The sequence below is a fragment of the Gemella sp. zg-1178 genome, assembly GCF_018790995.1.
Lineage (GTDB): Bacteria > Bacillota > Bacilli > Staphylococcales > Gemellaceae > Gemelliphila.
In genome coordinates this window covers 1-18,931 of record NZ_JAHKEI010000005.1, presented here as the reverse complement: position 1 = coordinate 18,931, position 18,931 = coordinate 1, and the positions used below count along the sequence as shown (strand labels likewise).

Sequence of the window (18,931 nt, the reverse complement as noted above, 5' to 3'; positions counted from 1 at the left end):
TTAGGAAGTTGTGTTTTATCTAATTTTATGACCCATTAACAGTCAAATTCATGACTAAATTAATTTCCTACGCTGGCATTATCCAGATCAGGTATGGTCGAACCTACAAGGTTCCTCTCAGACTGTTCACAGACTCCCTTATTTCTAATTATAACATACTGTATAGGCTTTAACAAGAAATTAAAATTTAATTTTTCTAAAATTTAAAATTTTTTGCTATAATATTATGGAGGAAAAAATACGAAAGGAGAATTTTTTGAAAAACCAATATCTCATAATAGACGGCTACAACCTCTTATTCAAGCTGAAAGAATATTCTAAAATAAAAAGTTCTGCCTTTCAAACAGAAAGAGATAGCCTTATAGAAATACTAAAAGAATATGCTTCTGGCAACAACTACAAAGTTTATTGTGTTTTTGATGCCTACAAAAATGGTAATAAGGAATATATAAAAGAAGAAAATCCAATTTATATAGTCTACACTAAAAACGGGGAAGATGCTGACAGATGGATAGAAAGAAAAACAAAAGAACTCTACATAAATCATTTTGTCGACGTAATAGTTGTTAGTGATGACAGGGATGAAAGAGATAGTGCTTTAGGATATGGAGCTATCCTTAGAGATTGCCATAGATTTATAAAAGATTTGTATGACAGAAAAAATCAAATGTCAAAATACATAAAAAAACACAATGAAACAAGAATTAAAAATAGAAATATCAGAATAAGTGCCAAAGACAGAAAAAAATTAGAACAATTTTTACTAACAGGAAAAAAATTTAATAATTAAAAATATTTTTTTTAAAAAAGGAGATTACTATGCAATTTCAACTTAACGACAAAAAAGATTTTTTATATTACGGAGAAGATGAAAAAACATCTATCTGTTATTTAGTTTTTCCCAAAAATCCAGACGGTAGCCAAACAATAACAAAAGTTTTTGTTGATGAAAAATACAGAGGTCAAGGCTTAGCAGGCAAACTAATGCAAGAAGTAGTTACCTATGCCAAAGAAAATAATATTAAATTAGACGCCACTTGCTCTTACGCTATAAAATGGTTTGAAAAAAATAAATAGAAAAATAAAAACTAAGATTTTTGTAATTAAAAATTTTAGTTTTTTATTATCTTTAGCTGGTTAATTTTATTTTAGAACTTGATAAATATTCTAAAGAACGTTTAATTATTTGTCTTCATAGATTGCATATTATTATTGCTAATTTCATTTTAGAATATGCAGTTTTACAATTCTAAAATTAATTAGAAAATATTTAAAAAATACTTGCATTATTATTTTTAAGTATGTATAATAGTAATGTTGGTCTTATTAAAGACTTGCGTTGAAGCGAAAGGTTACCGACACGCCAGGCCGCTTTGCCATGGCATAACGTAGTTGGATAACTTTCGTGGAGAAGTCATTGCTAGACGATGGCGAATATACAAACAGGAGGAGAAATGATGGCAAAACAAAGAATACGTATCCGTCTAAAAGGATATGACCACAGATTAGTAGATCAAAGTGCAGAAAAAATTGTTGAAACAGCAAAACGTTCTGGTGCAAAAGTGTCTGGACCAATTCCGTTACCAACAGAAAAAGCTGTGTACACAATCTTACGTTCAGTTCACGTTTATAAAGATAGTCGTGAGCAATTTGAACAACGTACTCACAAACGTCTAATCGATATTATTGAACCAACACAAAAAACAGTTGACGCTTTAATCAGCTTAAACTTACCATCAGGTGTTGACATCGAATTAAAATTATAATAATCAGGAGGTGACTTTCGATGACTAAAGGTATCTTAGGTAGAAAAGTTGGTATGACTCAAATTTTTGCTGAGAACGGTGAATTAATCCCAGTAACAGTTATAGAAGCAAAAGGCAACGTCGTACTACAAAAGAAAACAGTAGAAGTAGAAGGATACAACTCAATCCAATTAGGATTTGATGACAAACGTCCTTACGACAAAGAACGTAAAGACCGTTTAGTAAAAGTAGCTAACAAACCTGAGCAAGGTCATGCTGACAAAGCAAACACTGCTCCAAAACGTTTTGTTCGTGAAATTAGAGATGCTGATGTAGCAAATTATGAAGTAGGTCAAGAAGTCCAAGTTGATATTTTTGCAACAGGAGACTTAGTTGACGTAACAGGAACAAGTAAAGGTAAAGGATTCCAAGGGGCAATCAAACGCCACGGGCAAAGTCGTGGACCAATGGCTCACGGTTCTCGTTACCACCGTCGCCCTGGGTCAATGGGACCTGTAGCACCTAACCGTGTATTTAAAGGTAAAGCACTACCAGGTCAAATGGGTGGAGTTACAGTAACTACTCAAAACTTAGAAGTTGTAGGTGTTGATGTAGAAAACGGAGTTATCTTAATCAAAGGCTGTATCCCAGGTTCTAAGAAAAGTTTCGTAAAAATCCAATCAGCAGTTAAATCTGGTAAATAAGAAATATACGGAAGGAGGAAATTAGCACATGACACAATTAGATTTATTTAAACAAGATGGTACTAGAGTTGGTGTAGTTGAAGCTAATGATGCAGTATTTGGAATTGAACCAAATCAACACGTTTTATTCCAAGCTGTAACTTTACAAAGAGCTTCTTTACGTCAAGGTACTCACAAAACTAAAGGACGTTCTGAAGTATCAGGTGGTGGTCGCAAACCATGGCGTCAAAAAGGAACAGGACGTGCTCGTCAAGGGTCTATTCGTTCGCCACAATGGCGTGGAGGAGGAATTGTATTTGGTCCAACACCACGTGATTATGGCTTTAAAATGCCAAGAAAAATGCGTAGGCTAGCATTACGCTCTGCTTTATCTTCTAAAGTTGCAGCTAATGAAGTATTCGCATTAGAAACATTATCATTTGATGCAATCAAAACTAAAAACTTTAAAGAAATGATGACAAACTTAGGTTTGGATAAAAAAGTATTATTCGTAGTATCTCAATATGAAGAAAATGCTTTATTATCAGGAAGAAATATCCCAGGAGTCAATATAATTGAGTCTGAAGGATTAAATGTAGTAGACATCTTAGGACACAATAAAGTTGTATTCACTAAAGATGCAGTAGAAAAAGTTGGGGAGGTATTAGCATAATGGAAGCTCGCGATATTATCAAACGCCCAGTTTTAACTGAGAAATCATATTTATTAATGCAAGAAAATAAATATACTTTCTTAGTAGGTACACGTGCTCACAAAACTCAAATCAAACAAGCTATCGAAGAAATTTTCGGAGTTAAAGTTGAAAAAGTGAACGTGATGAATTATAAAGCTAAATTCCGTCGTGTTGGAAGACATGCAGGATTTACAAATAAAAAACGTAAAGCTATTGTAAAATTAGCTGAAGGACAAACAATCGAAGGATTATTTGCTTAATAAGAAATTAAAACCACTATGGAGGGAAATGACAAATGGCTATTAAAGTATATAAGGCTATAACTAATGGTCGTCGTAATATGACATCATTAGATTTTGCAGAAATAACTGCAACAAAACCAGAAAAGTCATTATTAGCGCCGCTACCGAAAAAAGCGGGAAGAAATAATCAAGGTAAAATAACAGTTCGCCACAATGGGGGAGGACACAAAAAACAATACCGCATTATTGACTTTAAAAGAAATAAAGACAATGTACCAGCAAAAGTTGCTACAATAGAGTACGATCCAAATCGTTCTGCAAATATCGCATTGTTACACTATGTTGATGGTGAAAAACGATACATAATTGCACCGAAAGAATTAGTTGTTGGACAAGAAGTAGTTTCAGGGCAAGAAGTAGATATTAAAGTAGGTAACTCTTTACCGCTTGCTAATATTCCAGTAGGTACTTTAATACACAACATAGAACTTAAACCAGGTAAAGGTGGACAATTAGTTCGTTCTGCTGGTGCAAGTGCTCAAGTATTAGGTAAAGAAGGTAAATACGTATTAGTTCGTCTTAAATCAGGAGAAGTAAGAATGATTTTAGCGACTTGCCGTGCAACAATAGGTGAAGTTGGTAACGAACAACACGGATTAATTAATATAGGTAAAGCAGGAAGAACTCGTTGGCTAGGTAAAAGACCTACAGTTCGTGGTTCTGTTATGAACCCTAACGATCACCCACACGGTGGAGGTGAAGGACGTACTTCAATCGGACGCAAATCACCAATGTCGCCTTGGGGTAAACCTACACTTGGGAAGAAAACACGTTCTAAAAAAGCTCGTTCAAACAAATTCATTGTACGTGCTCGTAACAAATAGGAAAATAGCTGGACTTGGTAAGGAGCAAAAGCTCTTTACCAACAACACAGCATACAACATTCGAAAGGAGATAACACAATGGCTCGTAGCTTAAAAAAAGGACCATTCGCTGATCACCACTTATTAGCAAAAGTAGAAAAAATGAATGGCCAAGAGAAAAAACAAGTAATTAAAACTTGGTCACGTCGTTCAACAATATTCCCAACTTTTATTGGAATTACATTTGCTGTATATGACGGAAGAAAACATGTACCTGTTTATGTAACTGAGGATATGGTTGGACATAAGCTTGGAGAGTTTGCACCGACAAGAACATATAAAGGTCACGCAGCAGACGATAAAAAAACAAGAAGAAGATAATAAATAGATAAAATCAAGGAGGCACCTCATGGAGTCAAAAGCAATCGCTAAGACAGTCCGCATAGCACCTCGTAAAGTAAGACTTGTATTAGACTTAGTACGTGGCAAAAAAGTGGGCGAAGCATTAGGAATTTTAGAATTCACACCTAGAGCAGCTTCATTACCAGTGGCTAAAGTTATCAAGTCAGCTACTGCAAATGCTGAACATAATTACGGAATGAATATAGAAGACTTAGTAGTATCACAAGCTTTTGCAAACGAAGGACCAACTCTTAAGAGATTCCGTCCACGTGCAAAAGGATCTGCAAGTGCAATTAACAAAAGAACAAGTCATATTACTATCGTAGTAAGCGACAACAAATAATATTTTAGTATATCTAAAAAACAAAAGGAGGCTAAACTGTGGGTCAAAAAGTACATCCAATAGGATTGCGTGTAGGAATTATTCGTGATTGGGATTCAAAATGGTATGCAGAAAAAGATTTTGCTACAAACTTACACGAAGATTTTAGAATACGTGAATTTATAAGTAAACAATTAAAAGACGCATCAGTTTCTAAAGTAGAAATTGAAAGATTTGATAAAAAAGTAAACATTTCAGTACACACTGGCAAACCTGGTATGGTAATCGGTAAAGGTGGAACTGAAATTGATAAATTAAGACTATCGTTAAATAAATTAACTGGAAAAAGAGTACACATAAACGTTGTGGAAATTAAAAAAGTTGATATCGACGCTAAACTAGTTGCAGAAAATATTGCTCGTCAATTAGAAGCTCGTGTATCATTCCGTCGTGCTCAAAAACAAGCTATCCAAAGAGCTATTAGAGGTGGAGCAAAAGGAATTAAAACTCAAGTATCAGGACGACTTGGTGGAGCAGATATGGCTCGTTCAGAAGGATATTCAGAAGGGTCGGTACCTCTACATACATTAAGAGCTGATATTGACTACGCTCATGAAGAAGCTGATACAACTTATGGCAAACTTGGAGTTAAAGTTTGGATTAACCGTGGTGAAGTATTACCAACTAAAAAATCTGAAAAAGGAGGTAACTAATTATGTTAATGCCTAAACGTGTAAAATATCGTCGTCAACACAGACAATCAACAAAAGGTAAAGCAAAAGCTGGCACAGTAGTAGATTTCGGAGAATACGGATTACAAGCTACAACAGCATCAAGAGTTACTTCTCGTCAAATAGAATCAGCACGTATTGCTATGACACGTTATATGAAACGTGGTGGTAAAGTGTGGATTAAAATATTCCCCCACATGCCTTACACTAAAAAACCTTTAGAAGTTCGTATGGGTTCTGGTAAAGGTGCAGTTGAAGGATGGGTTGCAATAGTTAAACCAGGTAGAGTGATGTTTGAAGTTGCTGGAGTAAGTGAAGAAGTTGCTCGTGAAGCTCTAAGACTTGCATCTCACAAATTACCTGTTAAATGTAAATTTGTAAAACGTGAAGAAACAGGTGGTGAAGCATAATGAAAACAAGAGAATTCAAATCTATGATTAGAGAATTAACTTCACAAGAGTTAGAAACAAAAATTAAAGAATTAAAAGAAGAGCTTTTCAACTTACGCTTCCAATTGGCAACAGGTCAATTAGAAAATACAGCTCGTATTAGTCAAGTTAGAAAATCAATCGCTCGTATGAAAACTGTTATTCGCGAAAGAGAATTAGCGAATAAATAAAATAGGAGGTAACTATGACTGAAAGAAATGATAGAAAAGTTTACGTAGGTAAAGTTGTTTCAACTAAAATGGATAAAACAATCACAGTTTTAGTAGAAACTTACAAAAAACATCCACTTTACGGGAAACGCGTAAAATATTCAAAAAAATTCAAAGCACATGATGAAAATAATGTAGCAAAAATTAATGATATTGTAAAAATAATGGAAACTCGTCCATTATCTGCAACAAAACACTTCCGTTTAGTAGAAGTAGTAGAAGAAGCAGTAATTATCTAAAAAAGTATAAATATACTGTAATAAGGAGGCAAAAAGCGCATGATTCAACAAGAAACACGCTTAAAAGTAGCTGATAACTCAGGAGCAAAAGAAGTTTTAACAATCAAAGTTCTTGGTGGTTCAGGACGTAAAATTGCTAATATTGGTGATGTAATTGTATGTTCTGTAAAAAAAGCAACACCAGGAGGAGTTGTTAAAAAAGGTGATGTAGTTAAAGCTGTAGTAGTTCGTACAAAAACAGGAGCTCGTCGTAATGATGGGTCATATATAAAATTTGATGAAAATGCTTGTGTAATTATCCGTGATGATAAGAGTCCACGTGGTACTCGTATCTTTGGTCCAGTTGCTCGTGAACTAAGAGACGGTAACTATATGAAGATCGTATCACTAGCTCCAGAAGTATTATAATCACTTAAAAAGTAGAAATAAAGAAGGAGGCCAGCAAGACATGTTCATTAAAAAAGGTGATAAAGTAGTAGTAATTACCGGAAAAGATAAAGGTAAAGTTGGGATAGTAAAACAAGCTTTACCAAAAGAAGACCGTGTAGTTGTTGAAGGTGTTAATATTGTAAAAAAACACACAAAATCATCTCAAGCAGCACCTCAAGGTGGAAGAGTTGAATTTGAAGCACCAATTCACGTATCTAATGTAATGTTACAAGATCCTGAAACTGGAAAACCAACAAGAGTAGGTTTTGAAGTGAGAGATGGTAAAAAAGTACGTATATCTAAAAAATCAGGAAAAGAAATTTAATTAATAGTAGAGAAAGGAGGCACTATTTTAGATGGCTCGTTTAGGAGATAAATTTAAAACAGAGATAACAAAAGAATTAATGACAAAGTTCGGATACAAAAGTGTAATGCAAGTACCGAAAATTGAAAAAATCGTAATTAACATGGGTGTAGGAGATGCAGTTCAAAACTCTAAAAACCTAGACAATGCAGTTACAGAATTAACTTTAATATCTGGACAAAAACCACTAGTAACAAGAGCTAAAAAATCAATAGCAACTTACCGTTTACGTGAAGGGATGCCTATTGGAACTAAAGTTACTTTGCGTGGAGAAAGAATGTATGAATTTTTTGATAAATTAGTAACAGTAGCACTTCCTCGTGTTCGTGACTTCCATGGTGTTTCTAAAAAAGCATTTGATGGGCGTGGGAATTATACGCTAGGAGTTAAAGAGCAACTAATTTTCCCAGAAATTGACTATGATAAAGTAAGTAAAGTTAGAGGTATGGACATAGTAGTTGTAACTACAGCTAAAACAGATGATGAAGCTCGTGAGTTATTAGCACTTTGTGGAATGCCGTTTGCAAAATAATATTAGAGAGGTAGTATAATGGCTAAAAAATCAATGGTAGAGCGTGAACTAAAACGCCAAAGATTAGTTGAAAAATATGCAGCTAAAAGAGAAGAATTAAAAGCTAAAGGTGATTACATCGGATTAAGCAAACTTCCAAAAAATTCAGCGCCAGCAAGACTACGTAATCGTTGTAGCATTACGGGACGTCCACATGGATACATTGGTAAATTTGGAATTTCACGTATTAAATTCCGTGAATTAGCTTATAAAGGTCAAATACCTGGAGTTAAAAAATCAAGTTGGTAATATAAAAATAGAAAGGGGGATTTATCCTAATGACAATGACAGATCCTATCGCAGATTTACTTACTCGTATTCGTAATGCTAATATGGTAAAACACGAATCACTAGAAGTACCAGCATCAAACATAAAAAAAGAAATAGTTGAAATCTTAAAACAAGAAGGTTTTATCAAAGATGTAGAATATATCGAAGATAACAAACAAGGAATAATCAAAATCTTCCTTAAATACTCAAGAGGAGAAAGAGTAATTAAAGGAATTAAAAGAATTTCAAAACCTGGTTTACGTGTATATGCTAAAGCTGATGAGCTTCCAAAAGTATTAAACGGATTAGGTATAGCAATCGTCTCAACTTCAAATGGAGTTGTAACTGATAAAGTTGCTCGTAAAAATAATACAGGTGGAGAAGTATTAGCTTACATCTGGTAATAATAGAAGGAGGAGCCAATTAATGTCTCGTATAGGTAATAAAGTTATTACGATACCTGCAGGAGTAGAAGTTAAGTTAGATAACAACTTAGCAGTAGTAAAAGGACCTAAAGGTGAATTAACAAAACAATTTGACGCTGAATTAACATTTAACGTTGAAGGTAATGAAATAACAGTAGTACGTCCAAGCGATTCAAAAAGACATCGTACAATACATGGAACAACTCGTGCATTATTAGCTAACATGATTGAAGGTGTTTCTAATGGATTTAGAAAAGAACTAGAATTAATCGGGGTTGGTTATCGTACTCAAATGCAAGGAAATAAATTAGTGCTTAGCGTTGGTTATTCTCACCCAGTAGAATTTGAACAAATTGAAGGAATTAAACTAGGTGTTGAAGGAAATACTAAAGTAAGTATTGAAGGAATTAGCAAAGAATTAGTAGGGCAATATGCGGCGAAAGTTCGTGCAGTACGCCCACCAGAACCTTATAAAGGAAAAGGTATTCGCTATGTTGGGGAATATGTACGCCGTAAAGAAGGAAAAACTGGTAAATAATAGATAAAAGAAAGGAGTGTTTCAAATATGATTACGAAACTTGATAAAAACAAAGTTCGTAAAAAAAGACACGCAAGAGTACGTGTAAAAGTTCAAGGAACTAAGGAAGTACCACGTTTAAACGTATATCGTTCAAACACAAATATTTATGCACAAATTATTGATGATGCTAAAGGTGTAACATTAGCATCTGCTTCATCACTAAAATTAGCTGAAGTATCTAAATCAAGCGTAGCTGCAGCAAAAGAAGTTGGAAAATTAATTGCTGAAGCAGCAAAATCAAAAGGAATTACTAAAGTTGTTTTCGACCGTGGAGGATATTTATACCATGGACGTGTTAAAGCATTAGCTGATGCAGCACGTGAAAACGGACTAGTATTCTAATAAGGAGGGAAATAGACAAGATGCGCCAAGAAGAAATCAAAAAAGAATTTGAAGAACGTGTAGTTGCTATTCGTCGTGTAGCTAAAGTTGTTAAAGGTGGACGTCGTTTCCGTTTCTCTGCTTTAGTAGTAGTGGGTGATAAAAATGGACGTGTTGGATTTGGAACTGGTAAGGCCCAAGAGGTACCAGATGCAATTAAAAAAGCAGTAGAAGCTGCAAAACACAACTTAATAAATGTACCAATTGTGAACGGAACAACACCTCACGAAATTATCGGTAACTTTGGAGCAGGTTCTGTATTAATAAAACCAGCAGCGCCTGGTACTGGGGTTATAGCTGGTGGTCCAGTTCGTGCCGTATTAGAATTAGCAGGAATTTCAAACATTCTTTCTAAATCTTTAGGTTCTAACACACCAATTAATATGGTACGTGCAACAGTTGAAGGATTAACTAGACTACAAACAGTAGAACACGTAGCAGCTTTACGTGGAAAATCTGTGGAAGAATTATTAGGATAAGAGGAGGGAATAGATCATGACATTAAAAGTAACCCTAACTCGTAGTACGATAGGACGTCCAGAAAAACAAAGAAAAGTAGTTCAAGCCTTAGGTCTTAGAAAAATGCACCAAACAGTAGAACATAAAGATAATGCTGCAATTCGTGGTATGATTAATAAAGTATCACACTTAGTAACAGTAGAAGAAAAATAAAATAAGGAGGTGCTCGTCTAAATGAAATTACATGAATTAAAACCAGTTGAAGGTTCTAGAAAAGAACGTAATAGAGTAGGTCGTGGGATTGGTTCAGGAAACGGAAAAACAAGTGGACGTGGTCACAAAGGTCAAAAAGCACGTAGTGGTGGTGGAGTTCGCCCAGGTTTTGAAGGGGGACAAAATCCTTTATTCAGACGTATTCCAAAACGTGGATTTAAGAATGTAAATAGAAAAGATTACGCTCTTGTAAATCTTACAGATTTAAACAAATTTGAAGATGGTTCTGTAGTTAGCCCTGCCGCTCTATTAGAAGCAAAAGTTATTAAAAAAGAACTTTCAGGTGTAAAAGTATTAGCTACAGGTAAGTTAGAGAAAAAACTTACAGTACAAGCTCATAAATTCTCATCTTCAGCAAGAGAAGCAATTGAGGTAGCTGGTGGAGTTTGTGAGGTGCTATAGTAATGCTAAAAGCACTATTCAACTTATTTAAAGTAAAAGAAACTCGTAACAAAATATTATTTACATTTTTTATTATTACAATATTTCGTATAGGGTCATATTTGCCAATACCAGGTGTTGATGCATCGGTATTAAAAGCAGAAGATTCAGGAATATTTAGTATATTTAATACATTCGCAGGAGGAGCTTTACAACAGTTTTCTGTATTTGCTATAGGTATTATTCCCTACATTACAGCATCTATTGTAATTCAACTTATGCAAATGGATATTATACCTACCCTAACTGAGTGGTCAAAACAAGGTGAAGTGGGTCAGAAAAAAACGCAAAAATTAACTAGAGTATTGGCAATAATTTTAGCCTTTGTGCAATCCATAGTAATGTCTTATGGATTTAATAATGCATATACAGGCTTGGTTAAAGATACATCTATTTTAGGATTTTTAACTATTGCAATAGTACTTACAGCAGGAACAGCTTTACTACTGTGGATGGGTGACTTAGTAACTCAATACGGAGTAGGAAACGGAGTTTCGATAATAATCTTAGCTGGTATTATAGCAAGACTTCCACAAGGATTTATACAAATTTATGAAAGTCAGATAAAAGGTGCAGAAAATTTAACTTTGGCACTTTTAAAAATAGGAGTAGTAATACTTGTAGTTTTAGCAGTAGTAATGAGTGTAGTTTATGTACAAGAAGCCTTGCGTAAAATACCAATTCAATACTCACAAGCTAGAGCAGGAAGAAAAATGTTGGGAGCACGTTCAACATATTTACCATTAAAAGTAAATGGTGCAGGAGTTATTCCAGTAATTTTTGCAGTGGCATTCTTACAGTTGCCAAGAACTATCGCAATATTTTGGCATAATGAAAAAGTACAAAAAATTGCTAGTTATTTCGATTTAAGTCATTGGGCTGGAATGACACTATATGTAGTCTTGATTATTGCTTTTACATATTTCTACGTTATGGTACAAGTCAATCCAGAAAAAATGGCTGATAATTTGAGAAAACAAGGGAGTTTCGTACCAGGAATTAGACCTGGTAAAGAAACTGAAAAATACATTACAAAAGTTTTGTATAGATTAACTTTTGTAGGTTCAATATTTTTAGCGGCGATTGCTATCCTTCCAACAATGTTCGCCACATTGGCTAAATTACCAGCGTCTGTACAAATTGGAGGAACAAGTTTATTGATTGTAGTCAGTGTAGCACTTGAAACAGTTAAGCAACTTAATACTCAACTAACAGAAAAACACTATACTGGATTTATGAAATCTAGAAGAAGATAAGAGGTAATAATATGAACATACTATTAATGGGACTGCCAGGTGCAGGTAAGGGAACACAAGCAGAAAAAATAAAAGAAAATTATCCCTTACCCCACATATCAACAGGAGATATGTTTAGGGCAGCGATAAAAAATCAAACGCCACTAGGTGTTGAAGCTAAAAGTTATATTGACAAGGGACAGTTGGTACCCGATAGTGTAACAATTGGACTTGTAGAAGAAAGATTAAATCAAGAAGATGCAAAAGAAGGCTTTTTACTTGATGGATTTCCTAGAACAGTAGAACAAGCTGTAGCCCTTGATGAAATTTTGGTAAAATCAGCTAGAAAAATTGAAAAGGTACTAAACATAGATGTCAAACCAAGTATTCTAATACCTCGTTTAACAGGAAGAAGAATATGTCGTTCTTGTGGTGCTACCTATCATTTAATTTTCAACCCTACAAGAGTAGAAGGTGAATGTGATAATTGCCAAGGTGAACTATATCAAAGAAGTGATGATAATGAAGAAACTGTTGCGAATAGATTAGAAGTCAATATTGAACAAACAAAACCATTGTTAGATTTTTATAGCAAAAAAGATGGTGTAGTTCAAAGTATTGACGGAGATAGAGATATTCAAGTAGTATTTTCAGATATCAAAAAAATATTAGATACACTTAAATAATCAGGGAGGAATATATGGCAAAAGATGTCATTGAAGTAGAAGGCTTAGTGGTAGAAAACTTGCCTAATGCAATGTTTAAAGTAGAATTAGAAAATGGTCATGTTATTTTAGCACATGTTTCTGGGAAAATTAGAATGAATTATATAAGAATTTTACCTGGAGATAAAGTTACAGTTGAAATGAGTCCGTATGACCTAACTAAAGGTAGAATAACTTATAGATTCAAATAAGTTATAATTTCAAGGAGGAAATATAAGGATGAAAGTAAGGCCATCAGTTAAAAAAATCTGTGACAAATGCAAAGTAATTCGTCGTGGTGGTAAAGTATTAGTGATTTGCGAAAATGCAAAACATAAACAAAAACAAGGATAATAGGAGGTGCAAAATTAATGGCACGTATCGCAGGTGTTGATATACCTCGTGAAAAACGAGTAGTAATATCATTAACATATGTATATGGTATAGGTTTGAAAACTTCTCAAAAAATCTTAAAAGAAGCAGGAGTTTCTGAAGATGCAAGAGTAAAAGATTTAACAGGTGAAGAACTTGATAAAATTCGTGAAATAGTAGATAACTACAAAACAGAAGGTGATTTACGCCGTGAAGTTTCATTAAATATTAAACGTTTAATGGAAATTGGATGCTTCAGAGGAATTCGTCATCGTCGTGGCCTTCCTGTACGTGGACAAAATACTAAAAATAATGCTCGTACAAGAAAAGGTCCTAAGAAAACAGTAGCGAACAAGAAAAAATAATTAGAATAGGAGGAGAATAAACACTATGGCTCGTAAACAACAATCACGTAAACGTCGTGTGAAAAAAAATATACAAAACGGTGTAGCACACATTCGTTCAACATTTAATAACTCAATAGTAACAATCACTGATGAGCATGGTAATGCAGTAGCATGGTCAAGTGCAGGAGCATTAGGATTTAAAGGTTCTAGAAAATCAACTCCATTCGCGGCACAAATGGCAAGTGAAGCAGCAGCTAAAACAGCTATGGAGCATGGTATGAAATATGTAGATGTAACTGTAAAAGGTCCAGGAGCTGGACGTGAAGCAGCTATTAGAGCATTACAATCTGCAGGTTTGGAAGTAACATCAATAAAAGATGTAACACCAGTTCCCCACAACGGTTGCCGTCCACCTAAACGTCGTCGTGTATAATAGTATTGACATTGACAAAATTTAGAGGAGGTTTAACATAATGTTAGCAATAGAAAAACCAAAAATACAAATCGTTGAATTATCAAATGATGAAAAATTCGGTCGCTTTGTAGTAGAACCATTAGAGCGTGGATACGGAACTACATTGGGTAATTCATTGAGAAGAATGTTAATCTCATCATTACCAGGTGCAGCTGCAAGGTGTATAGATATTACAGGAGTTCAACATGAATTTTCTGCAATAAGAGGAGTAGTAGAAGACGTTACAGAAATAATTATGAACGTTAAAAATATTGCCTTCCAATTACATTCTGAAGAAGAAAAAGTTGTATCAATTAACGTTAAGGGTCCAAAAGTAGTAAGAGCTGAAGATATTATGGCTGATTCTGATGTTGAAATTTTTAATAAAGACCAACATATAGCAACAGTAGCTGAAGATGGACAACTTGAAATGTTAATCTATGTAGGTAAAGGACGTGGTTTTGTTCCAGCAGATGGCAACAAACGTCGTGATTTACCAATAGGAGTAATAGCTATTGATTCAATTTATACACCAGTAGAAAAAGTAAACTATACAGTTGAAAAAACTAGAGTAGGTCAAAGTACAGACTTTGATAAACTTACAATAGAAGTAAGCACAAATGGAACTATAAAGGCCCAAGATGCTTTAGGTCTAGCATCAAAAATCCTAATATCTCACTTAGAGTTATTTATGGAAATGTCTGAAGAAGCGGCTAATACAAGTGTATTAATTGCTAAAGAAGAAGATGCTTCTGGACAAATGTTAGATATGACAATAGAAGAATTAGATTTATCAGTTCGTAGTTACAACTGCTTGAAACGTGCAGGAATAAATACAGTACAAGAACTTGCAAATAAATCTGAGCAAGAAATGATAAAAGTACGTAACTTAGGAAGAAAATCACTTGACGAAGTGCGTGTTAAATTAGAAGATTTAAACTTAGGTTTTAGAGAAGAATAATAAGGAGGAATACTATGGGTTACAGAAAATTAGGACGTACATCTGCACACCGTAAGGCAATGTTAAGAAATTTAGTAACTGCTCTAATAGTTCACGGAAGAATTGAAACAACAGTTACAAGAGCTAAAGAAGTTCGTTCTTTAACAGAAAAAATGATTACTTTTGGTAAAAAAGGTGACTTAGCAGCAAGACGTAACGCAGCTAAATTCATGCAACCAGTAGCTGTTGCAACAGCAGAAGGTAAAAGCCAATTAGCACTTAAAAAATTATTTGAAGAAGTTGCACCAAAATATGCAGACCGTAATGGTGGCTACACTCGTATTCTACGTGTAGGACCTAGACGTGGAGACGGAGCAGAAACTGCAATTATCGAATTAGTTTAATATAAAATTTTTCATACAACAAATAACATACTACATACACAATACAACACAACAACATACAACAATAAATTATTAAACTAACTTTGTTGGTCAAAAGAGTGCTTGAAATGCGTAAATATTATTTGCGTCGTCTAGCTCTAGCCAGTATCCTGGTTATATGATTTAACTAGGATACGCTTTTGTCCCAACTATTTACAAATTCTAATTATACTTTAAAAGATTACTTATAGGCGGTAGTCTTTTTTTTATTTTTATAAAATTTAGGTCAGTAAAAAATAGTTAGCCTCTTAATTTTAAAAATTTTAGCTAGAGAAAAATTTTTTATAATAAGTATAAAATAAATTTATTTTAAAATTTGGTTCTATAATAATTAGTAATAATGATAAAAATCAAAAAATAAAACAATTAGGCTTATTTAAGTATGTAAAAAATACACAATTAAAAATAAACATAAAAAATATAAAGAAAAATAAGAATAATTTATAGTGAAATTTCTATATTTTTGAATTTTTGTAAGATAAATATTTTTTATAATTACTTGTTGACAAATAGCCAATATTTTTATTTTAATAACTTAATAATACTTGCAAGATTAAATTATTTTGATTATAAAATTAAAATAACAAAAATCAAGATACAAAATTAAAAGTAGTGTAAACAAGTTAAAGTATAAAATTTTTATTCTATAAAATAATTAGTAATAAGAAAAAATATTACTAGTTATTTTTTTATAAATTAAAAAATTTAGTAAGGAGTAAATAAAAAATTTGTAGCTTTAGTGTAATTGTTAAGTAAATTATTTTAGCAATTTAATATTTTTTAAATTAAAATTTTATCAAGAAATTTCGTTTTTTAATTTTAAAATTTTAAGTGTTCTATAAAAAGATATTTTATTAATATGGTAAAATACTATTGTTTATCCTTATATTGTGTTAAAATAGGTTGTGAAAAGTTTTGTAAGATAAGGAGAAGAATTTTGATAAAAATTTATAATACTCTAACGCAAAAAAAAGAGATTTTTAAACCCATAGAAGATAATAAGGTGAAAATGTATGTTTGTGGGCCGACTGTTTATAATTATATTCATATAGGTAATGCCCGTCCCATAATCTCTTTTGATGTTGTTAGAAGATACTTTGAATATGCAGGCTATGATATAAAATATGTGTCTAATTTTACTGATGTAGATGACAAGATTATTAAGGCTAGCCAGGAGGAAAAAATACCGACAAAAGATTTGACGGATAAGTATATAAAAGCATTTTATGAAGATTATGACGCCTTGGGTTGCAAGCGTGCTGATAGTAATCCTCGTGTTAGCGACTATATACCGGAAATAATTGAATTTATAAAAAAACTTGTAGATGAAGATTTTGCTTATGAAGTAAATGGTGATGTTTATTTTAGAACTCGTAGAAAAAAAGATTATGGTAAGTTGAGTAAGCAATCAATAGAGGACTTAATAAGTGGGGCAAGGGTAGAAGCCAACGACCAAAAAGAAGACCCACTAGATTTTGCCCTGTGGAAAGCGGCAAAGGCTGGTGAAGTTTTTTGGCCTAGTCCTTTTGGTAATGGGCGACCTGGTTGGCATATAGAATGTTCTGTTATGGCAAAAGAAACTTTGGGAACAACCATAGATATTCATGCAGGGGGGCAGGATTTGACTTTTCCTCATCACGAAAATGAAATAGCCCAGTCTGAATGCCATAATCACGCCCAGTTTAGTAATTACTGGATGCACAATGGTTTTATAAATATTGACGGAACAAAAATGAGTAAGTCTCTGGGCAATTTTACCCTATTAAAAGATATTAGAAAAAGTGTTGAACCTATGGTAATTAGGTTATTTATGCTAAGTGTTCACTACCGAACGCCAATAAATTATTCCTTAGAAACTATTGAACTAGCAAAAACTAATTATAATAAAATCAAAACTTCATACCAAAATTTATTATTTAGGCTTGCTAATTCTATGACACAGCAAAGGTTAGATGATGATGTTGTTAATGAAGCTTCGGATAATATTAGCTACTTGGAAGAACAGATGAATGATGATTTTAATACTGCTAATGCTCTGTCTTCTTGGTATGATTTGGTAAGAATTACTAACGTTTATACTGAACGTGATGAAGTTAATAAGGAAACTTTGGAAGTCTTAAAGGCAACTTTTGAAACTTATGTAGAAATATTAGGAATTAGCCTAGTAGATGATAAGGCAAATATGGAAGATGAAAAAATAGACAATTTGATAAGCAAGCGAGAAGAAGCAAGAAAAAATCGTGATTTTGCCTTGGCTGATAAGATAAGAGATGATTTAAAGGAACAAGGAATTATTTTAGAAGATACAAAACAAGGAGTTAGATGGAAGAGAATATAAAATTTAGTTTTCAAAAGGTAAATATAAAAAATTCTGCCAATATCCAAGCCTTGTCCCTAGCCTACATAGGAGATAGTATCTATGATATTATGAGCCGTGAATATATGATGACCTACCACATAGGAAAAATAAATGATTTGCATAAATTGGTTTCGGGCATGGTGTCTGCCAAGGCTCAGGCTAAATTTATGCAATCTATTTTGGAAAATAATATTCTGACGGAAGAAGAAGTTGCCATTTATAAGAGGGCAAAAAATCAAAAAAATAACTCTAAGGCAAAGAATGCCAGTATTATGGAATATAAGTTGGCAACAGGTTTAGAAGCGGTTTTTGGTTATTGGTATTTAGAAAAAAATTTTTTGAGATTGGAGCAAGTATTTACTTACATTATAAACGAATATGAGAAATCAGGAGAAAAAACTTAAAAATAATAAAGATTTCAATTTGAATAAATTTAAAAAACAGGAAAATTCATATAAAATTTCAGATGAAAGTAGCGAAAAAGAAATTATAGCTGGACGTAATAGTATTTTAGAAGCCATAAATGCTGGACGAGAAATAAATAAAATTCTTTTTCAAGAGGGGATAGAAAAGGGACGTTTAAAAAGTATTTTTGCCATAGCAAATGAAAAGAAAATTATTTGCCAAGAAGTCCCTAAAAGAAAGCTGGATAATTTAACTACTGAACGTCATCAGGGGCTTGTTGCTTTTGTCGCGCCCTATAACTACTATGAATTAGATGAAATGTTAAATTCTTTGGGTACTATTGATAAGGATACTACTCTATTACTACTAGACCATATCGAAGACCCGCATAATCTGGGTGCTATTATTAGGAGTGCAGAAGCGAGTGGAATAAAGGGTGTAATTATCCCAAAACGCAGGGCGGCAGTAGTAAGTCAAACGGTCGTTAAATCATCTGCCGGAGCAATAGAATATATGCCAGTTGCCAGGGTAGGTAATCTTTTGGATAGCATAAATAAGTTAAAAGAAAAAGGATTTTGGATTGCTGGCACAAGCCTAGGAAAAAATTCCGAAAATTATACAAAGATAGCAAGAGATGTTCCCCTAGTAATAGTCATTGGTAATGAGGGCGACGGAATTAGCAAGAGTGTAAGCGAGGCTTGTGATTTTCTTTATCACCTGCCAATGCTTGGCAAAACTCAAAGTCTTAATGCGTCAGTAGCAGCTGGAATTATAATGTATGAACGTATCAGAAAAGAATAAAATCTTGTAACAAAAGTTACAAGATTTTTTATTTTACCTAGTAAAATAAATTTATACAAAAAAAATAAAACAAGCTATAAAAAACAAGAAGACCCACAA

34 protein-coding genes and 1 riboswitch are annotated in these 18,931 nt (G+C 33.3%); all 34 genes read left to right on the top strand.

Translation table 11 applies throughout. The features are described from left to right. Nucleotides 1-47: 47 nt before the first annotated feature. Nucleotides 48-150: riboswitch (TPP riboswitch) on the bottom strand. Between the two features lie 106 nt (nucleotides 151-256). Further along, nucleotides 257-790, top strand: coding sequence for an NYN domain-containing protein (locus KMP12_RS01985; RefSeq protein WP_215756066.1), 534 nt, complete (start codon nucleotides 257-259; stop codon nucleotides 788-790). Between the two features lie 29 nt (nucleotides 791-819). Further along, nucleotides 820-1,077: a GNAT family N-acetyltransferase gene (locus tag KMP12_RS01980; protein WP_215756065.1), complete on the top strand. Its 258-nt coding sequence runs from the start codon at nucleotides 820-822 to the stop codon at nucleotides 1,075-1,077. 380 nt (nucleotides 1,078-1,457) lie between these two features. After that, complete coding sequence (gene rpsJ / locus KMP12_RS01975; RefSeq protein WP_215756137.1) at nucleotides 1,458-1,766, top strand: 30S ribosomal protein S10; 309 nt, start codon at nucleotides 1,458-1,460, stop codon at nucleotides 1,764-1,766. Between the two features lie 20 nt (nucleotides 1,767-1,786). Then, entirely contained in the window at nucleotides 1,787-2,449 is a 663-nt protein-coding gene (gene rplC / locus KMP12_RS01970) for a 50S ribosomal protein L3 (protein WP_215756064.1), read from the top strand. A gap of 28 nt (nucleotides 2,450-2,477) precedes the next feature. Continuing rightward, nucleotides 2,478-3,101 carry a 50S ribosomal protein L4 gene (gene rplD, locus KMP12_RS01965; protein WP_215756063.1) on the top strand — a complete coding sequence of 208 codons (624 nt, stop codon included), beginning with the start codon at nucleotides 2,478-2,480 and terminating at the stop codon, nucleotides 3,099-3,101. Next, nucleotides 3,101-3,382, top strand: a complete 282-nt coding sequence (gene rplW, locus KMP12_RS01960; RefSeq protein ID WP_215756062.1) for a 50S ribosomal protein L23 — start codon at nucleotides 3,101-3,103, stop codon at nucleotides 3,380-3,382. Before rplD ends, rplW begins: the two co-directional genes overlap by 1 nt. A gap of 35 nt (nucleotides 3,383-3,417) precedes the next feature. Then, nucleotides 3,418-4,248: a 50S ribosomal protein L2 gene (gene rplB, locus KMP12_RS01955; RefSeq protein WP_215756061.1), complete on the top strand. Its 831-nt coding sequence runs from the start codon at nucleotides 3,418-3,420 to the stop codon at nucleotides 4,246-4,248. A gap of 78 nt (nucleotides 4,249-4,326) precedes the next feature. Further along, nucleotides 4,327-4,608: a 30S ribosomal protein S19 gene (gene rpsS, locus KMP12_RS01950; protein ID WP_215756060.1), complete on the top strand. Its 282-nt coding sequence runs from the start codon at nucleotides 4,327-4,329 to the stop codon at nucleotides 4,606-4,608. Between the two features lie 28 nt (nucleotides 4,609-4,636). Beyond that, nucleotides 4,637-4,972, top strand: coding sequence for a 50S ribosomal protein L22 (gene rplV / locus KMP12_RS01945; RefSeq protein ID WP_215756059.1), 336 nt, complete (start codon nucleotides 4,637-4,639; stop codon nucleotides 4,970-4,972). A 38-nt stretch (nucleotides 4,973-5,010) separates the two neighbouring features. Then, on the top strand, nucleotides 5,011-5,664 hold the full coding sequence (gene rpsC / locus KMP12_RS01940) for a 30S ribosomal protein S3 (protein WP_215756058.1): 654 nt from the start codon (nucleotides 5,011-5,013) through the stop codon (nucleotides 5,662-5,664). Between the two features lie 2 nt (nucleotides 5,665-5,666). Continuing rightward, nucleotides 5,667-6,092 carry a 50S ribosomal protein L16 gene (gene rplP, locus KMP12_RS01935; protein ID WP_215756057.1) on the top strand — a complete coding sequence of 142 codons (426 nt, stop codon included), beginning with the start codon at nucleotides 5,667-5,669 and terminating at the stop codon, nucleotides 6,090-6,092. 23 nt (nucleotides 6,093-6,115) lie between these two features. After that, on the top strand, nucleotides 6,116-6,301 hold the full coding sequence (gene rpmC / locus KMP12_RS01930; protein ID WP_370520016.1) for a 50S ribosomal protein L29: 186 nt from the start codon (nucleotides 6,116-6,118) through the stop codon (nucleotides 6,299-6,301). A gap of 14 nt (nucleotides 6,302-6,315) precedes the next feature. After that, nucleotides 6,316-6,579, top strand: coding sequence for a 30S ribosomal protein S17 (rpsQ, locus tag KMP12_RS01925; RefSeq protein WP_215756056.1), 264 nt, complete (start codon nucleotides 6,316-6,318; stop codon nucleotides 6,577-6,579). Between the two features lie 39 nt (nucleotides 6,580-6,618). After that, nucleotides 6,619-6,987 carry a 50S ribosomal protein L14 gene (gene rplN / locus KMP12_RS01920; protein ID WP_215756055.1) on the top strand — a complete coding sequence of 123 codons (369 nt, stop codon included), beginning with the start codon at nucleotides 6,619-6,621 and terminating at the stop codon, nucleotides 6,985-6,987. A gap of 40 nt (nucleotides 6,988-7,027) precedes the next feature. After that, nucleotides 7,028-7,333 (top strand): 50S ribosomal protein L24, encoded by a 306-nt coding sequence (rplX, locus tag KMP12_RS01915; RefSeq protein ID WP_215756054.1) that lies wholly within the window; start codon nucleotides 7,028-7,030, stop codon nucleotides 7,331-7,333. 31 nt (nucleotides 7,334-7,364) lie between these two features. Beyond that, a complete protein-coding gene (gene rplE / locus KMP12_RS01910) occupies nucleotides 7,365-7,904 on the top strand; it encodes a 50S ribosomal protein L5 (RefSeq protein WP_215756053.1) in 540 nt (179 codons plus the stop codon). An 18-nt stretch (nucleotides 7,905-7,922) separates the two neighbouring features. Continuing rightward, on the top strand, nucleotides 7,923-8,192 hold the full coding sequence (rpsN, locus tag KMP12_RS01905; RefSeq protein WP_215756052.1) for a 30S ribosomal protein S14: 270 nt from the start codon (nucleotides 7,923-7,925) through the stop codon (nucleotides 8,190-8,192). 29 nt (nucleotides 8,193-8,221) lie between these two features. After that, the gene (rpsH, locus tag KMP12_RS01900; protein WP_215756051.1) at nucleotides 8,222-8,617 is read left to right on the top strand and encodes a 30S ribosomal protein S8; all 396 of its coding nucleotides are present in this window, start codon (nucleotides 8,222-8,224) and stop codon (nucleotides 8,615-8,617) included. A gap of 22 nt (nucleotides 8,618-8,639) precedes the next feature. Then, complete coding sequence (rplF, locus tag KMP12_RS01895) at nucleotides 8,640-9,176, top strand: 50S ribosomal protein L6 (protein WP_215756050.1); 537 nt, start codon at nucleotides 8,640-8,642, stop codon at nucleotides 9,174-9,176. Between the two features lie 27 nt (nucleotides 9,177-9,203). Next, nucleotides 9,204-9,560 (top strand): 50S ribosomal protein L18, encoded by a 357-nt coding sequence (gene rplR / locus KMP12_RS01890; RefSeq protein WP_215756049.1) that lies wholly within the window; start codon nucleotides 9,204-9,206, stop codon nucleotides 9,558-9,560. A 20-nt stretch (nucleotides 9,561-9,580) separates the two neighbouring features. Then, the gene (rpsE, locus tag KMP12_RS01885; RefSeq protein ID WP_215756048.1) at nucleotides 9,581-10,078 is read left to right on the top strand and encodes a 30S ribosomal protein S5; all 498 of its coding nucleotides are present in this window, start codon (nucleotides 9,581-9,583) and stop codon (nucleotides 10,076-10,078) included. 16 nt (nucleotides 10,079-10,094) lie between these two features. Further along, nucleotides 10,095-10,271, top strand: coding sequence for a 50S ribosomal protein L30 (gene rpmD / locus KMP12_RS01880; protein WP_179942112.1), 177 nt, complete (start codon nucleotides 10,095-10,097; stop codon nucleotides 10,269-10,271). A gap of 21 nt (nucleotides 10,272-10,292) precedes the next feature. Next, the gene (gene rplO, locus KMP12_RS01875; RefSeq protein ID WP_215756047.1) at nucleotides 10,293-10,733 is read left to right on the top strand and encodes a 50S ribosomal protein L15; all 441 of its coding nucleotides are present in this window, start codon (nucleotides 10,293-10,295) and stop codon (nucleotides 10,731-10,733) included. 2 nt (nucleotides 10,734-10,735) lie between these two features. Next, nucleotides 10,736-12,028: a preprotein translocase subunit SecY gene (secY, locus tag KMP12_RS01870; RefSeq protein WP_215756046.1), complete on the top strand. Its 1,293-nt coding sequence runs from the start codon at nucleotides 10,736-10,738 to the stop codon at nucleotides 12,026-12,028. Nucleotides 12,029-12,039: 11 nt separating this feature from the next. Then, nucleotides 12,040-12,693 (top strand): adenylate kinase, encoded by a 654-nt coding sequence (locus KMP12_RS01865; RefSeq protein WP_215756045.1) that lies wholly within the window; start codon nucleotides 12,040-12,042, stop codon nucleotides 12,691-12,693. A 14-nt stretch (nucleotides 12,694-12,707) separates the two neighbouring features. Next, a complete protein-coding gene (infA, locus tag KMP12_RS01860; RefSeq protein ID WP_066130735.1) occupies nucleotides 12,708-12,923 on the top strand; it encodes a translation initiation factor IF-1 in 216 nt (71 codons plus the stop codon). Nucleotides 12,924-12,951: 28 nt separating this feature from the next. Beyond that, complete coding sequence (gene rpmJ / locus KMP12_RS01855; RefSeq protein WP_003144208.1) at nucleotides 12,952-13,065, top strand: 50S ribosomal protein L36; 114 nt, start codon at nucleotides 12,952-12,954, stop codon at nucleotides 13,063-13,065. Nucleotides 13,066-13,082: 17 nt separating this feature from the next. After that, nucleotides 13,083-13,448 carry a 30S ribosomal protein S13 gene (rpsM, locus tag KMP12_RS01850; protein ID WP_215756044.1) on the top strand — a complete coding sequence of 122 codons (366 nt, stop codon included), beginning with the start codon at nucleotides 13,083-13,085 and terminating at the stop codon, nucleotides 13,446-13,448. A gap of 25 nt (nucleotides 13,449-13,473) precedes the next feature. Next, nucleotides 13,474-13,863 (top strand): 30S ribosomal protein S11, encoded by a 390-nt coding sequence (gene rpsK / locus KMP12_RS01845; protein ID WP_215756043.1) that lies wholly within the window; start codon nucleotides 13,474-13,476, stop codon nucleotides 13,861-13,863. Nucleotides 13,864-13,903: 40 nt separating this feature from the next. Continuing rightward, on the top strand, nucleotides 13,904-14,845 hold the full coding sequence (locus tag KMP12_RS01840) for a DNA-directed RNA polymerase subunit alpha (protein ID WP_215756042.1): 942 nt from the start codon (nucleotides 13,904-13,906) through the stop codon (nucleotides 14,843-14,845). A 14-nt stretch (nucleotides 14,846-14,859) separates the two neighbouring features. Next, entirely contained in the window at nucleotides 14,860-15,228 is a 369-nt protein-coding gene (gene rplQ / locus KMP12_RS01835) for a 50S ribosomal protein L17 (RefSeq protein WP_215756041.1), read from the top strand. Between the two features lie 976 nt (nucleotides 15,229-16,204). Next, nucleotides 16,205-17,605: a cysteine--tRNA ligase gene (gene cysS, locus KMP12_RS01830; RefSeq protein ID WP_215756040.1), complete on the top strand. Its 1,401-nt coding sequence runs from the start codon at nucleotides 16,205-16,207 to the stop codon at nucleotides 17,603-17,605. Then, nucleotides 17,590-18,030, top strand: a complete 441-nt coding sequence (locus KMP12_RS01825; protein ID WP_215756039.1) for a Mini-ribonuclease 3 — start codon at nucleotides 17,590-17,592, stop codon at nucleotides 18,028-18,030. Before cysS ends, KMP12_RS01825 begins: the two co-directional genes overlap by 16 nt. A gap of 19 nt (nucleotides 18,031-18,049) precedes the next feature. Then, nucleotides 18,050-18,832, top strand: a complete 783-nt coding sequence (rlmB, locus tag KMP12_RS01820) for a 23S rRNA (guanosine(2251)-2'-O)-methyltransferase RlmB (protein ID WP_371821646.1) — start codon at nucleotides 18,050-18,052, stop codon at nucleotides 18,830-18,832. The last annotated feature ends 99 nt before the right edge of the window (nucleotides 18,833-18,931 follow it).

Excerpts from the sequence above, each read along its gene's own strand:
- KMP12_RS01980 (WP_215756065.1), top strand. The coding sequence starts at position 820 with ATGCAATTTCAACTTAACGACAAAAAAGATTTTTTATATTACGGAGAA.
- rpsJ (WP_215756137.1), top strand. The coding sequence starts at position 1,458 with ATGGCAAAACAAAGAATACGTATCCGTCTAAAAGGATATGACCACAGA.
- rplC (WP_215756064.1), top strand. The coding sequence starts at position 1,787 with ATGACTAAAGGTATCTTAGGTAGAAAAGTTGGTATGACTCAAATTTTT.
- rplD (WP_215756063.1), top strand. The coding sequence starts at position 2,478 with ATGACACAATTAGATTTATTTAAACAAGATGGTACTAGAGTTGGTGTA.
- rplW (WP_215756062.1), top strand. The coding sequence starts at position 3,101 with ATGGAAGCTCGCGATATTATCAAACGCCCAGTTTTAACTGAGAAATCA.
- rplB (WP_215756061.1), top strand. The coding sequence starts at position 3,418 with ATGGCTATTAAAGTATATAAGGCTATAACTAATGGTCGTCGTAATATG.
- rpsS (WP_215756060.1), top strand. The coding sequence starts at position 4,327 with ATGGCTCGTAGCTTAAAAAAAGGACCATTCGCTGATCACCACTTATTA.
- rplV (WP_215756059.1), top strand. The coding sequence starts at position 4,637 with ATGGAGTCAAAAGCAATCGCTAAGACAGTCCGCATAGCACCTCGTAAA.
- rplP (WP_215756057.1), top strand. The coding sequence starts at position 5,667 with ATGTTAATGCCTAAACGTGTAAAATATCGTCGTCAACACAGACAATCA.
- rpmC (WP_370520016.1), top strand. The coding sequence starts at position 6,116 with ATGATTAGAGAATTAACTTCACAAGAGTTAGAAACAAAAATTAAAGAA.
- rpsQ (WP_215756056.1), top strand. The coding sequence starts at position 6,316 with ATGACTGAAAGAAATGATAGAAAAGTTTACGTAGGTAAAGTTGTTTCA.
- rplN (WP_215756055.1), top strand. The coding sequence starts at position 6,619 with ATGATTCAACAAGAAACACGCTTAAAAGTAGCTGATAACTCAGGAGCA.
- rplX (WP_215756054.1), top strand. The coding sequence starts at position 7,028 with ATGTTCATTAAAAAAGGTGATAAAGTAGTAGTAATTACCGGAAAAGAT.
- rplE (WP_215756053.1), top strand. The coding sequence starts at position 7,365 with ATGGCTCGTTTAGGAGATAAATTTAAAACAGAGATAACAAAAGAATTA.
- rpsN (WP_215756052.1), top strand. The coding sequence starts at position 7,923 with ATGGCTAAAAAATCAATGGTAGAGCGTGAACTAAAACGCCAAAGATTA.
- rpsH (WP_215756051.1), top strand. The coding sequence starts at position 8,222 with ATGACAATGACAGATCCTATCGCAGATTTACTTACTCGTATTCGTAAT.
- rplF (WP_215756050.1), top strand. The coding sequence starts at position 8,640 with ATGTCTCGTATAGGTAATAAAGTTATTACGATACCTGCAGGAGTAGAA.
- rplR (WP_215756049.1), top strand. The coding sequence starts at position 9,204 with ATGATTACGAAACTTGATAAAAACAAAGTTCGTAAAAAAAGACACGCA.
- rpsE (WP_215756048.1), top strand. The coding sequence starts at position 9,581 with ATGCGCCAAGAAGAAATCAAAAAAGAATTTGAAGAACGTGTAGTTGCT.
- rpmD (WP_179942112.1), top strand. The coding sequence starts at position 10,095 with ATGACATTAAAAGTAACCCTAACTCGTAGTACGATAGGACGTCCAGAA.
- rplO (WP_215756047.1), top strand. The coding sequence starts at position 10,293 with ATGAAATTACATGAATTAAAACCAGTTGAAGGTTCTAGAAAAGAACGT.
- secY (WP_215756046.1), top strand. The coding sequence starts at position 10,736 with ATGCTAAAAGCACTATTCAACTTATTTAAAGTAAAAGAAACTCGTAAC.
- KMP12_RS01865 (WP_215756045.1), top strand. The coding sequence starts at position 12,040 with ATGAACATACTATTAATGGGACTGCCAGGTGCAGGTAAGGGAACACAA.
- infA (WP_066130735.1), top strand. The coding sequence starts at position 12,708 with ATGGCAAAAGATGTCATTGAAGTAGAAGGCTTAGTGGTAGAAAACTTG.
- rpmJ (WP_003144208.1), top strand. The coding sequence starts at position 12,952 with ATGAAAGTAAGGCCATCAGTTAAAAAAATCTGTGACAAATGCAAAGTA.
- rpsM (WP_215756044.1), top strand. The coding sequence starts at position 13,083 with ATGGCACGTATCGCAGGTGTTGATATACCTCGTGAAAAACGAGTAGTA.
- rpsK (WP_215756043.1), top strand. The coding sequence starts at position 13,474 with ATGGCTCGTAAACAACAATCACGTAAACGTCGTGTGAAAAAAAATATA.
- KMP12_RS01840 (WP_215756042.1), top strand. The coding sequence starts at position 13,904 with ATGTTAGCAATAGAAAAACCAAAAATACAAATCGTTGAATTATCAAAT.
- rplQ (WP_215756041.1), top strand. The coding sequence starts at position 14,860 with ATGGGTTACAGAAAATTAGGACGTACATCTGCACACCGTAAGGCAATG.
- KMP12_RS01825 (WP_215756039.1), top strand. The coding sequence starts at position 17,590 with ATGGAAGAGAATATAAAATTTAGTTTTCAAAAGGTAAATATAAAAAAT.